11 protein-coding genes and 2 tRNA genes are annotated in these 13,079 nt (G+C 51.5%); 8 read left to right on the top strand and 5 right to left on the bottom strand.

The features are described from left to right. Nucleotides 1-89: 89 nt before the first annotated feature. Nucleotides 90-2,531 carry a hypothetical protein gene (locus tag AB1756_01810; GenBank protein ID MEW5806078.1) on the top strand — a complete coding sequence of 814 codons (2,442 nt, stop codon included), beginning with the start codon at nucleotides 90-92 and terminating at the stop codon, nucleotides 2,529-2,531. Nucleotides 2,532-2,653: 122 nt separating this feature from the next. On the opposite strand, the gene AB1756_01815 is transcribed toward AB1756_01810, so the two are convergent. Both AB1756_01815 and AB1756_01820 read right to left on the bottom strand, forming a co-directional pair. Beyond that, a complete protein-coding gene (locus AB1756_01815; GenBank protein ID MEW5806079.1) occupies nucleotides 2,654-3,328 on the bottom strand; it encodes an IS3 family transposase in 675 nt (224 codons plus the stop codon). After that, on the bottom strand, nucleotides 3,280-3,621 hold the full coding sequence (locus tag AB1756_01820) for a transposase (protein ID MEW5806080.1): 342 nt from the start codon (nucleotides 3,619-3,621) through the stop codon (nucleotides 3,280-3,282). The genes AB1756_01815 and AB1756_01820 overlap by 49 nt, the downstream gene beginning before the upstream one ends. A gap of 136 nt (nucleotides 3,622-3,757) precedes the next feature. On the opposite strand from AB1756_01820, the gene AB1756_01825 reads away from it, so the two are divergent. The 7 genes from AB1756_01825 (at nucleotide 3,758) to AB1756_01855 (ending at nucleotide 9,863) form a co-directional block, all read left to right on the top strand. Next, nucleotides 3,758-3,834, top strand: a tRNA-Arg gene (locus AB1756_01825). A gap of 178 nt (nucleotides 3,835-4,012) precedes the next feature. Beyond that, a complete protein-coding gene (gene tadA, locus AB1756_01830) occupies nucleotides 4,013-4,501 on the top strand; it encodes a tRNA adenosine(34) deaminase TadA (protein MEW5806081.1) in 489 nt (162 codons plus the stop codon). Nucleotide 4,502: 1 nt separating this feature from the next. Next, nucleotides 4,503-4,596 (top strand) — tRNA-Ser (locus AB1756_01835). A gap of 19 nt (nucleotides 4,597-4,615) precedes the next feature. Beyond that, nucleotides 4,616-5,227, top strand: coding sequence for a DNA-3-methyladenine glycosylase I (locus AB1756_01840; protein ID MEW5806082.1), 612 nt, complete (start codon nucleotides 4,616-4,618; stop codon nucleotides 5,225-5,227). A gap of 252 nt (nucleotides 5,228-5,479) precedes the next feature. Then, complete coding sequence (locus AB1756_01845; protein MEW5806083.1) at nucleotides 5,480-6,697, top strand: hypothetical protein; 1,218 nt, start codon at nucleotides 5,480-5,482, stop codon at nucleotides 6,695-6,697. A gap of 6 nt (nucleotides 6,698-6,703) precedes the next feature. Then, the gene (locus AB1756_01850) at nucleotides 6,704-8,788 is read left to right on the top strand and encodes a hypothetical protein (protein ID MEW5806084.1); all 2,085 of its coding nucleotides are present in this window, start codon (nucleotides 6,704-6,706) and stop codon (nucleotides 8,786-8,788) included. Nucleotide 8,789: 1 nt separating this feature from the next. After that, entirely contained in the window at nucleotides 8,790-9,863 is a 1,074-nt protein-coding gene (locus AB1756_01855) for a radical SAM protein (GenBank protein MEW5806085.1), read from the top strand. A gap of 38 nt (nucleotides 9,864-9,901) precedes the next feature. Here the strand turns inward: AB1756_01855 and AB1756_01860 are convergent, their stop codons facing one another. The 3 genes from AB1756_01860 to AB1756_01870 form a co-directional block, all read right to left on the bottom strand. After that, on the bottom strand, nucleotides 9,902-10,729 hold the full coding sequence (locus AB1756_01860) for a hypothetical protein (GenBank protein MEW5806086.1): 828 nt from the start codon (nucleotides 10,727-10,729) through the stop codon (nucleotides 9,902-9,904). Nucleotides 10,730-10,818: 89 nt separating this feature from the next. Then, the gene (locus AB1756_01865) at nucleotides 10,819-11,010 is read right to left on the bottom strand and encodes a hypothetical protein (GenBank protein MEW5806087.1); all 192 of its coding nucleotides are present in this window, start codon (nucleotides 11,008-11,010) and stop codon (nucleotides 10,819-10,821) included. A 41-nt stretch (nucleotides 11,011-11,051) separates the two neighbouring features. Next, the gene (locus tag AB1756_01870; protein ID MEW5806088.1) at nucleotides 11,052-13,034 is read right to left on the bottom strand and encodes an alkaline phosphatase family protein; all 1,983 of its coding nucleotides are present in this window, start codon (nucleotides 13,032-13,034) and stop codon (nucleotides 11,052-11,054) included. Nucleotides 13,035-13,079: the final 45 nt, after the last annotated feature.

Consider the following 13,079-nt stretch of genomic DNA (forward strand, 5'->3'; position numbering starts at 1 on the left):
TAATTTAAGCAGCTTTGATTTTGAAGAGGTGTTCTATGTCCAATATTTGTGAAATATTTTTCAAAGAAAAAGAAGGTAAGAATTTTTATTTGCAGAGTTCATTCTGTATCCTGAGTTTCATCATTTCTTTTGTCTTTCTACCTTCCTGGAAGGTAATACAGGCATCTCCGGTTTCCGGCTGTGATGGAAGCGATGAAACAGAAGAAATCCTCGCGCCCCAATCACGCTGTGTCACGATCCCAACGGGAGAGGTGGTAGAAGTTCTGGAAAAGATCATTGATGACTCCCATAGGACGATTGCCGTTCCATGGCCCTACCCTAGAATTGTTCCCACAGTCACAGGCGCTCCACCAACTCCATCATTGACCGGTGATCCAGCCTGGACTCTCATGGATACAAGGAGCATCTATCAGCGACTGAAGAAATCGGAATATCTGGCAATTCAATTCGACCATGATACCAACATGCTCCTGGCTGTCCAGCCTTTTGATCCCCTGACAGCGAAAGCCCGGCAGGCGGTGGATAAGGCTCCCGCATGGATGCAGAAGGAGCTTGAGGAGAGCTTCTCACGCCTCGATTCCGGAAAACAGGATACGCTGGCTGATCTGATTCTCAATGCTACAGACCCTTACGTGGACGAGATTGCCTGGGGTGTCGCCCATATCTCCACGAGCGACCTCACAAATTCCAACTTCTACACGCAGCTCATCACAGATAATGCTCAATGGCTCTACAAAGTTGATGCCGATGTGGATTATGCGGAGATTATCAATTACGGCAACTCCGTTGATGGAGGAGATTACTATTCAACGGTGAGATACAAGGTTGATGAGAACGGCACGATCAACGAATATGAGTATCCCCGAGACATCTATTACTGGTACATCGTTCATCCCCGTGGCTCCGATGAGATTCCAACTTACATTGATCCGGATGCTCCCTGCTCCGGATCGGGAACACCTGCTTCACCCCCCAATGGAAGATTCTGGAGGGAATATTTCTATGGATGCGATACCGACAGCGATGGAACGATTGACAGCCCCTGCCCCACTTACTTTGGACAGTGCGACAATGACCATGATGGAACGAAAGATGGCCCCTGCCCCCTCCTCAAAGAATGGCTGCAGAATGTCCATGTCCTCTGGGCTCAAAAGAAGGATACACATGGACCTGAAAATGGAGCCGTTGGACAGGTCAGCGAGTGGGTCCACAGAATCCTGGGGAAATGGGGTGACAAGGATGGATGCAGGCCGATTCAACCTGTCACGATCTATTACTATCAGGATGGAAACTGCGGCGAGTATCAGGATATGCAGACTGCCGCTGGCCGTGCCGCCTTAATTCCAACTATTGGGGTGAGCGCCCATGCCAATGACCACGTCTGGAATGAATTCTACGAGAGACGCTGGATTGAATGGCAGGCAGAAGACAAGCAGATTGATCATCCTGAGGGGCATGATGGCTGGACCGGTGGATTGGCCGCTGTACACGCCTGGCGCGGGGATGGATATGGATGGACGGATCAGACGGCCAACTACACATCCACCTGTCAGCTAGTCGTTACCATCACCGATGCGAATGGATACCCCGTTGATGGTGCTCGTGTGAAAGTAGCAAGCGAACCGTACAATCTCCTCTGTGATATTCATCTCTTTGTCAACGAAATATCTCGCGGCCACACCGATGAGAATGGTCGGATCATATTCACACTCGGGGATAATAACGCCTACCCAACCCCCTGCCGAAAATATTATGTCAATGTTCATACTGACTGGGGTGATTATCCTGCAAGCGGATATGCTCTTGTCATCGATAACCCTCAACCCAACATGACCTATTACTGGTCCTATCAGTTCACAAATGGGAGCGTTCCTCGCCTCTCGGTCACTCCTGCCACAGAGCCACCCGATCCCACCATTGACAATCTGATGGAGGTTACCTATTCCGTCACGGATGAATACCTCACGGGTGATGGCTTCAGCACCGGCATCACATATCGAGAAGATATCAAGCCGGGGAATCTTGATTTCTTCATCGCTGACAGTTACAACTACTCCCTCTTCACTTCAGGTTCCTCCTTTCAGGCTTTTGAGATTGCTATTGATAGTCCTTCCGGCAATGTCTCCTTCATTCCCCCTGCCACCGATGACTGGTATGCCACCTGGTCCAACAAGGCAGCCATGAACCTCAATCAGGTCATCGATACCACGGTTCGGCTTTACAGCAACAATGGTTACATTCCCCCTGTTTGCAATCTTATTGTCAATAAGGGAAGCGGAGGTGAAGCCATTCTGGACTGGGAGGACCTCTCGGGAATCAACATGGATGCTTACAACGTCTATCGTTCCATGAATGCAGCCGATGTGGGAAGCGGCAAAACTAAGGATCAATTGGCTCCCTTCCTGATTGCCACGGTACAGGAATCAACTTATACTGACTCGACGCCGCTCAATAATCCGGGAGACATCTTCTACTATACCGTCAGAACACTCGGTAAAAGTGGCGAAATCGCAGACGAATGTACTTATTGACACTTGGAGTCTCAGGTATAGAAGCACTGCTTGTGAAAATATCCGTATAAAAACATTTGTCCACGTAACACTTATAGAAACGGCTGATTGTTTGTTGCCTTCCCTTAAAAATATTGTTATAGTTATGGTTTGCGCTGAACTGCACCCAATGGGTTGTCATACGGGTTGCCCTTGTCCGACATGCTGATCCGAAACTTCCCGGCTTTCAGAATATCAACATACTCTTCGGCAGCGTACTGCACTCCCCGGTCCGGATGATGAATACAGCCCGGCGGCGGATTCCTGCTCTCGATCGCCATGGTCAATGCAGCGATCGTCAACGTCCTGTCCAGCCACCCGGAGACCGCATACCCGACCACCTTCCGCGAAAATGCATCCATAATCACCGCCAGATACACGAAACTCCTCAGTATCCGTATGTAGGTGATGTCCGAAACCCAGATCTGGTTGATCCCGGTTGCGACGATCTCTTTGATCAGGTTCGGATAGATCGGATGTGCATGACGGCTGTCGGTCGTATGAGTGACAAACGAGCGCTTCCTCTTGCACAGAAGCCCGTGCTGGCGCATCAGCTTCAAAACAACCTTGTGGTTCACATGTCGGCTCCGCCGCAGAAGCTCTTTCGTCACTCTCCGGTATCCGTATCTCGGAAATTCCACCACGATGGCTTCAATCATTCTCACAAGCTCCTTCTCTCCCTCCTCATCCTTCTTTTTCACCTTGTGATAGTAGGTGCTCCTCGGGATCTTCATGATTTCGCACCTCGTTCCAATATCTCCTTTCCCGTAAGCACGGATGACTTCTCGTTTAGACTCCGCACATAGTGTTCCCGGGCTTTTTTTAAAAGATCGATTTCCATCGCCTGTTGACCCACTTTGCGTTCCAGCTCTGCGATCTTGTTCTTCATCGCCCCGATTTCCGACGGCTCGTTATTCAGTTGCCCTCGCTCGTACTGCTCCTTCCACCTGCGGATGACTGTGTAGCAAAGCTCGTGTTGTCGGATCGCTTGCGCCATGCTCAGCATCCCGGTCTCGATCTCTTCCACCAGGTTCCTTTTGAATTCCAGACTGAATTTTCTCTTGTTCTTCATTTCTTCAGCTCCTCTTGCTCTACGGATCCCCTATTCTACCTGAATCTTACTCATCTTTTTGTCCAACTTTTGGGGTGCACTCCAGTTTATTGCCATTCCCAACAATTATTGTTACTATTATTTACGTCAATGGTTTGCGCCCATAGCTCAGCTGGATAGAGCGTCTGACTACGAATCAGAAGGCCGGAGGTTCGAATCCTCCTGGGCGTACCAGACCTTGCTGGCAACCGAGATAATAGCCGATATTACTGACGATAGATTGCTGAATTCCTGGAAATATGATTCAAGCAATGGTTCTGCATCATTCAACAGATCGGTCATCTCATCGGAATCTTTCTGAATTTTATTGGCGCTTGCCACTGAACAACCATTCATCCAGAGGAGGTCTAATATGATCAGAATAGACAGTGTCTCTGAAGATGAAAGATATATGAAGATGGCGTTCGAGGAAGCCTACAAGGCAAAAGAGCGAGACGAAGTCCCCATCGGAGCCATCATCATCAAGAACGGGGAGGTCATCGGCCGAGGATTCAACCGCCCCATCCTCACGTCTGACCCGACTGCGCACGCCGAGATCATTGCCATGAGGGAGGCGGCTCTCGTCACGGGAAACTACCGGCTGGTGGACAGCACGCTCTATGTTACAATTGAACCTTGCCTGATGTGCCTCGGAGCCATGATCCATGCCAGAATAAAGCGGCTCGTTTATGGCAGCGACGATCCAAAGGCAGGAGCCGTGGGTTTCATTGAGACCATCGAAAGATCTGGGGCGAACCTGAACCATCATCTGGAGATCTCATCCGGAATATTGAAAAGAAGCTGCGCCGGTATCATAGAGAACTTCTTCCTCGAGAAGAGAAAGCTGACGAAGAAGAAATAGCGGAGAGGTACCGAAGTGGTCGTAACGGGGGCGACTCGAAATCGTCTTGGCGGCTATACACCGTCACGTGGGTTCGAATCCCACCCTCTCCGCCACATTCATTTTTAGTGAAGGATGATTGACCTATTCAGCACTTCAGTGTCGCGCTGCCCATGGCCTGCCGATGACTTGCTGATGATCGCCTACCATGATACGGAATGGGGTGTACCCCTTCACGATGACTTGCGACTCTTCGAGTTCATGGTCCTGGATACGTTTCAAGCGGGCTTAAACTGGAAGACCATCCTGCACAAGCGGGACTCATTTCGCAATAGCTTTGCAGGGTTCGATCCAGCCAGGGTAGCACGGTTCAACAACACGAAGATCGCCAGGCTTCTTCAGGACATCAGGATCATCAGAAACCGTCTCAAGATAGAAGCCACTGTAAGAAATGCGAGAGCCTTTCTCCAGATCCAGGAAGAGTTCGGTTCCTTCGATGATTATCTGTGGGCATTTGTGGATGGAAAGCCAAGGATCAATCGATGGAAAACTCTCCGACAGATCCCAGCCAATACTCTACTGTCGGATGCCCTGAGCAAGGATCTGAAGCGGCGGGGCTTTTCCTTCATCGGCAGCACTATTTGCTATGCTTTCATGCAGGCCGCCGGACTTGTGAATGATCACCTCATCAGCTGTTTCCGCCACGCCGAACTCGAACGTCTCGCACGTAATACCAGCAACTATTAGGCATCTCATATACTCTTCCTCGCCATCCCTGGAAGAAATATCCAACTCTATCTTATGCTTGGAGATGAGTTGTCGCCAGATGGAAAACCGGACATTTTCATGTGGAACAAAACCAGACATATTCATATGCATTGACAAAGTTTCATTGCTTGTTGCATAGAGGATGAGGTTTTGGTATTCTAAATAACTATTGCTGGTGAAGAAATTCACTATCATCAATAATTCAAATGATTTGTATGGAAGGAGGCAGAAATGGAGGATGATGCTCGTATGTTTCCGAAAGCCAGAATCCCCTATGGTACCTGGGGGAGCAGCTACTTTCCCGCCTGGCAGATGTCCTCTCTTGCCGAGGTCAACATAGGCCAGTTTGCCGGTGAATCGATGAACCGGATCCTGGGATTGAAAAAAGTTCCAAAAAGCGAGCTCGATTATCTAATCATAGGATCGACCATCCCCTGGCACTGGAAGTTCTGGAATGCGCCACTTGTGGCAAGCTGCCTGGGACGCCGAATTCCGGGTTATCACATGGAACAGGCCTGCGCGACTGGACTGCAGGCTGTTGTACTGGCAGGCGCGGAAGTCGAGAGCGGTGCTCATGAGGTCGTCGGCGTACTTACGTTTGATCGCACCAGTGATTCCCCTGTCGGTGTCTTTCCCGAACGCAGGGCATACCAGAGAACGATCCCCATCAGCGACGTCTGGGATAATTTCGGATTCGATCCAGCCACGGGGAATTCCATGATCACCACAGCGGGCATCGCGGCACGTAAATACAAGCTGGATCGGAAAGAGGTGGATGAGATCGCTTTCCATCGTTACCAGCAGTATTTCGAGAGCATGGCCTCCGGCATCCTTAATCGCGTCCTCGTTCCTCTGGATGTGCTGAACGTGCAGGGCCGATTCCTCGGGCGCATCGACGCGGACCTCGGGATCCGGCAGTTGACGCTCAGCGGACTGCGCGAGATGCGCGAGCTGGATACCTGCGTGACCGCTGGCACTCAGACACACGCCTCCGACGGCATGGCCTGCATGCTCGTTACCACAAAGGAGAAGTCTCATGAATTGAGCCAGCACCCCGAGATAGACATCCAGTTCATCGGGAAGGCAGAGGTGAGGACCCTTCCGAGCCACATGCCAGAAGCGCCCGGAATGACCGTTCAGAAACTGCTGAAGCAGTGCGGACTGACGATGGGGGATATGGCTGTTGTCAAAAACCACAACCCCTTTGCCGTCAACGACGCAGTCTTCTGCAAGCAACTGAATTACGACTGGCACAGGATGAACAGGACCGGATGCTCGCTCGTCTGGGGCCATCCCCAGGGACCAACACTTACCAGGATCATCATTGAAGCCCTGGAGGAAGCGGTCTCCATGGGCGGTGGTTATGTGATCGTCTTCGGCTGCGCAGCCGGCGACGTCGGCATAGCGGCCATCTTCAAAGTCACGGAATCAAAGAAGGGAAGGAGGTAAGCGGAGATGATGAAGTCAATGAGACAACCAACCCTCCAGACGCTCGGACTCGGTTCTGTCCTCGATATTTTCCAGAAGGGACAGTTACCCACCCGTGCGGAAGACCTCGTCGAAAAGATATTCGGCTCTGCTAAAAATCGAAGCTGCATGGTCATCTCCGGGGCAAACGGAATTGTCGGAGCCGGAAAGACGATGCAGCTCGGCTCACGATTGCAACCCTTCGGCGTGGTGATCGTCGGACTCGACTTTCCCAATGCACCGGATGGGATCGGCAAACAGTATCCAGGACTCATGAGAGCCTTCGGACCGGAAGGGGCAAACAGAATCATGGCGAACATAATCCGCCTGAACTACGACGGGAAGCATCTTCCTCCCGAACTCAAAGATCTGAAACCTGCTTTCCTTCTTGAGGCGATCCCGGAGATCCTCGAGATAAAGAAGGCACACTACAAGATCTTCCGCGAATCATTCCCTAAGATAGAGATCCGGTCGGTAACCTCTGGTTTCCCGAGCTCCGAACTCGGGGTCGGGATCGCACATCCTTCCTTCCCTCATGAGATCAACAAGATCTGGGAGATTGTCGAAGAGAAGCCATCGCCCATCACACAGCTCTTCTGGGCGCTGGGATTGATCCCTGTCCCGGTCAGCGACTACTGGTCGTTCGTCCTCGATGTCCTGTTCTGCGGCCTCATGCTCGCCTCGCTGCGATATCACCGGGTCAGCAACATGCCCTTCTGGAAGGTCGATAAATATGTCCGAAAACTAATCGGTCCCAACCCCTTCCGCGCTCACGACGCGATCGGCGCGAAGGGAGCGAACTTCCTGACCTGGTCCTGTCTCTTCCATCTGAGCAAGAAGTACGGAGAGCTCTTTACTCCGACGCCGGAACTGGAGGAATACAAGGACAGCGGGCAGAACTGGTATCCGCCGGACCACTTCCGTCCTCTCGTGGACTGGAAGATGGACGACGAGGAAGAGTTCCTGAGCTGGATCCTCGGGCCCGTCTTCCAGATGACGAGTCTCATGCTCCACGAGAAGCGTGCCCATCTCTCACATCTCAATGCAATCGGAGAGCTCTGTGCCCAGTTCCGCAATGGTATCCTGGCATTCACTCGTAAATACGGCACCGACGCAACAATCAAGAGAGTAAGCGCCTATCACAGGCTTCATCCAGAAGCGGCGAAGGCTGCCTGGTATCCAGAAACTTTCCAGCGAATGGATGGAGCGGAGTGGCAACAGCTTTACGTCAACGCCGAGCATGACGGAAAGGTTGGAGTCATCACCATCAGCCGCGAGAGTTACAACAGCGATGTTGATGCTGAATTGAATCGTGCCATCAACTGGCTGAAGAAGGAAAAAATCGACCGCGTGATTGTGACGGGAGACTTTCATCTTTCAACGCAGATGATCGGCGCCGATACGAGCGAATTTTTCCCTGCTCTCGATAAGATTGAAGAAGGAGTTCGGATCGCCACTAACTGGTCGAAGACTGCCCGAAGATTGAACGATGAATTCCAACTTTCCGTCGGGTTTGTCAACGGGAAGCGCTGCCTGGGAGGGATGCTGGAGCTTCTTATGCACTGTCACTACCAGGTTGCGGTCGACGATGCACAGCTCGGCATGCCCGAAGTCACTCTACCCGTCGTTCCAGGAATGGAAGGATGTCACTGGCCTTTCAGGAAGACCGATTCGAAGAACTGGATAAAACTCATCCATCTGCTGCTTACAGGAGGAGCTGTCCCGGCCAAGGAGGCTGTTGGCTGGCTGATCGACTATGCGGGTCCGATGGAGAAGTGCCTGCAGACGATCTGGAAGATCGTGACGGGTGGCAAGCATGGTCTTTTAAAGAGAAAGGTGAATGAGAAAGCGTTGAAAAATGTGGCGAAAGAGATCAGGGGATTGCCCGCTCCGGACACGCCTGTTGCGGAAGCCGCAAGGAAGGCGATAGCAGAAGCAATACAGAGTTCCTGTGGCGTTGTGCTCTCTCAGGCTCTCGCGGTCCAGGCAAAACACTCCGCGGCATTTATGATGACTCCGCACTGCAAGAATGGAAGGATCGGCACAGAATTCACCCGCACGATGGCAGTCTGAAATGCGAGCCAGTTCGACAACAAAGGATTTCTACATTCAGTGGCACATCACCGACCATTGCAATCTGAGGTGCATTGATTGCTATCAGGATAGCTTCACAAGCGGCGGGGAGCTAGACATGAACGGACTCAAGAAGATCTGCACCGGTTTTAAAGAGGCGATGGACCGATGGGATTGCAAACTCAAGGTTGCCTTGACCGGCGGCGAGCCCCTGCTCAAAAAGGAGATCTGGGCCTTATTGGAGATCCTCGATGCGGCTGATTTCGTCTCGGAAACGGGAATCATCACTAACGGCACCATGTTCGGCCGAGACTCAACAGGATTGAATGCATCAAAGAGCGGGCACGCTCCCGAAGAATTGCGCCGCTTCCAAAAACTGAGAAACGTCTTTGTCTCCCTTGATGGCGCAACGGCTGCAACGAACGACCTCATCCGCGGAAACGGAACATTTAAGAAGACCGTCAGGAATATCAGAAGCCTCGCGGAAGCCGCCATTCCCGTGACCATTATGTTCACCTTGATGAAGCAAAATCTCCACGAGGCACCAGCCATGTTTGAGCTTTCGCTTTCTCTAGGAGTGGATGGTCTCATCGTTGAACGCTTCATCCCCCTCGGGCAGGGAAAGAAGATCACCGATTGTGTTGTCTCTGGATATGAACTCAATGATCTATACGAGAAGATCTGCCTGATGTGCGATCTTACGTACGATCCTGAAGAGATGGTGAAGTACCGCGCCATCAAGATAGAATTCATTGCAGAGGCGGAGAGCGCCATGCGAAGGCCTCACCTGTATGGCGCTGAATGCATCGTGGCGCGGGATGGAATGGCTCTCCTGCCGGATGGAACGGTGCTTCCCTGCCGCCGGTTCAATCTGCCCATCGGTAACATGCTTCACGAGCCTCTGTATAAGATCTGGGATAGCTCTGAAGTCCTCAATGAGATCCGAAAGAGGGAGAATCTAAAAGGAGTCTGCGGGGTCTGTGAGATCCCGGATTGCATCGGCTGCAGGGCCATGACATTCGCACTCACAGGCGATTACCTTGCCGAAGACCCTCACTGCTGGAAAGAAGGATAATCCCAGGAATACGACACCTGACCAATTTGTCATAAAAGTTAGATTTCTATGCGGAAGAAACCTTTAAGAGCAAAGCCCAGGATGATGGACAGGATGAAATAAACAATGGGCCAGTAGATGGGCCATCCGAAGAGGTTCATGCTCCCGGCAGGATAGACGATCTCTATCATAGCCACCGGCGAATTTTTCGGGATGGGAGATTCCCCGGGATTAAAGAGTTCATCCAGGAAACCTCTCTGCACCCTTGCCGGTGAAATCCTGGCAAGCGGCCTGCCGCCGACAGTCACCTTCTTTGTGATCTTCTCCCCGGCTATCTTGAAGCCGAGGTCGTAAAGACCGCTCTTTTCCGCGCGGATGCGCCAGTCAATCTCCTTTTCCTCTTCAATGCGAAGTGGAGGGGTCTCAAGGACAAGGCCCGATGGCGGCTCGACTGCGACATCAATTTCCATGGGGTTGTAACTTTCGTCGAGTTTTACCTTCAATAGCGCAGATTGTCCGGGAGCCAGCGCCTGATACCCGAACCATAGATTGAGCTGGATAAGGAAGAGGATCAGCGGAATGATCATCACGAGCATCGGTCTTGCGGAGTAACCTATGTATCTCAGGTTGTATTTAAGGATATTCCCCTGCGCTCTGAAGGTAGTCACCATGTCATCCTTGAAGAGGCGCAGCTCGAGGAGGTGTGCCTTGATCTTATCCTTGACCTTTCTGATCCCTTCTTGATTGGAGGTGAAACGATATATGAAGAGCATGAAGAGGGCGGTAATGAGAGACACAACAATCATTCCGATCCAGGGATCGAAGCCCTGGAACAGGAAGAAGAACAGGCTGAAGATTGCTCCCAATATGGAATTAACAATTGCCATTATGACGACCTCAGACCACCGACTCGAATCTTCACGTAGTTATAGACCTTGAGGAATGCCGATGCTTGACATTGCCTGCCAGAATTCATTCAGGAGATGTAGCCGAGGCCTTTGAGTTTCTTCTTGATCTCTTCTTCGGAATCCGCCTCTTCCAGTTTTGCCATCTCCTTTTCCAGGCAATGGGTGATGAACTCCTCCATAGAAGCGTACCCTGACATCTCGGCATATCTCCTGACTTTTTCCACCAGGTCTGAATCGAGCTTTACCTTTGTTGCTCCCATAACATTTCTCCTCACATATTGTTCCCATCATGGCACAATGCTCAAAATATGTTCCGGCCAATCATCTCCTTCGGTTTCTCAATGCCGAAGAGATGGAGGATCGTGGCCGTCAGGTCATAGAGCGATGGAGATTCCATCGCGATCCTGCGATTGGAGAAGATGACCCCCGGGATCAGTTCGGGGTCCATGCAGTGATCCCCGCTCCATTTCTCCAGATTATCCTCCAGGAGCGGCTTCGGCAACCTTCCGAGAGGAGTGGCCCAGGAACAGCGGTAACCGCGGTTGTATCCGACGACGATGTCCGGGGCTTCATTCACGTAAGGACCCTGATAGACGTCTGTGGCAACATAAGCTCTGTTAATGACTTTATCGCCGGTCAGCGGATCCACGACCTGCTCTAACTTTCGAGCAATCTCACGGACCAGATTCTCTTTCTCTGACTGCTCGACGACTCCTTTCCCCTCTCTTCCCTTAAGGTTGATGTAAAGCCCGTTCAACCCTAGGGCGTATGCTCTCGTTCTCAACCAGTCGGTGTTCAGGAAGAACTCGAAATCCTCCTGCCTCCGCGAATCTATGAGCTTCATGTAGGCATTCTCTTTGAGCCAGGTGTTCAGATTGAAGGAGCGGCGGTAGGATGCGAAGCCATGGTCCGACATGACCATGATTACCGTATCCTTGTCCACTTTTTCAATCGTCTTTGCCAGAATCTTATCCATTTCCACATAGATGTCTTCGATGGCGCTACCATGCTTTACCGCCAGGATCGGGTCATGCGCTGGATGCTGCTTGTCGATCAACCTCCAGAACATGTGCTGGCGCTGATCCGTGCTCGATATGTAATAGAAGAGAAGACCGGACTCAAACCTGTTCAACTCATAGTCGTACATCTTCAGGCTCTCTTCGTGGACTTCCTGATCCTGTTGCAGAAACTCCTCATCGTCCAAGACTCCATGATCCAGGGCGTTCGTATCGGCAGGGAGACCCTTTGTGTAAAAAGGGCCGAACTTCTTTTCCAGTTCTTCCGCATAACTTTCCGGTGTGGAGATTGGAAGGGCTGGAGCAGCCGGATCGATGTTTACAGCAGAGATGTAAAGCTTGAACCGGGGATGAGCCTCCTTGAGGTAGAATTTGCATATGCCGCTTACACTCTGAGTGGGAATCATCTTGAATGAGATCCGTTTCCATGCACTCCACTCTTTTTCCCTGAGAATGAACTCGTGGTCCTGAATGGCCACTTTCGCAACCGGATTCCAGGGATCGATGTAAACGGTGAACTTTATCCCCGATGTGGGGTTGTCCTTTTTAAAGCTGTTCTTTGGACCGGGGAGTTGCGCCTCGACCTTGTTGTTATAGACGCGAACGAGATGGATCTTCCCGCCGCCGATGTCCGGCTTCATCTCTGTCGGCTCGGTCGTGTAGAAGTTGAAGATGCCGTAGCTTCCCACAATGTCCGGCGTTCCCATCCCTGAGATCGTCCTCTGCTTAGTCTCCGCGGGGGGGAAGTTGGATGGAATCTTGAAGATGGTAGCGGGAATGTCATGATCTTCCAGGATCTGCCAGAACGCCCTTCCCTTGCGCAGGAGTTCCACCTTGCCTCCCGATATGGGAAGAACATAGTTTCCAATTTTTATCGTCTTGCTGGCCCCTTCCGTGCGAGACGTGGAAAGATAGGGGAAATAATTGTCGGGATTTCGATGGATGAAGTCGTAGATCGCGTGACCGCCCGGGTTCGTCCCTGTGATGAAGTTCGACCATGCCACCGGACTCTGAGGAGGGATGCTCGTCCGGAGCGGCCTGTATCCTCCCTCGCTCCGGAGTTTCTGGAAGTGGGGAAGCCTACCCTGCTCCATCAACGTCCCTACGATTAAAGGGTCCATACCATCGAAGCCGAGGACGATGACCTTGACGGAGCTCTCCCTCTTGCCCAGGACTTTCGCGACGATCTCTCCGCCGTCGCCGATGACGGCCAGTGAGCCGGTTGCCAGTCCCAGTTTTATGAATTCCCTTCTATCCAGCTCCTTCATCCTTATATCTCTCTTATTAACTCTTTTCCCCCCTCTTTTTTCTCA

The organism is Acidobacteriota bacterium, from assembly GCA_040752675.1.
Lineage (GTDB): Bacteria > Acidobacteriota > Polarisedimenticolia > JBFMGF01 > JBFMGF01 > JBFMGF01.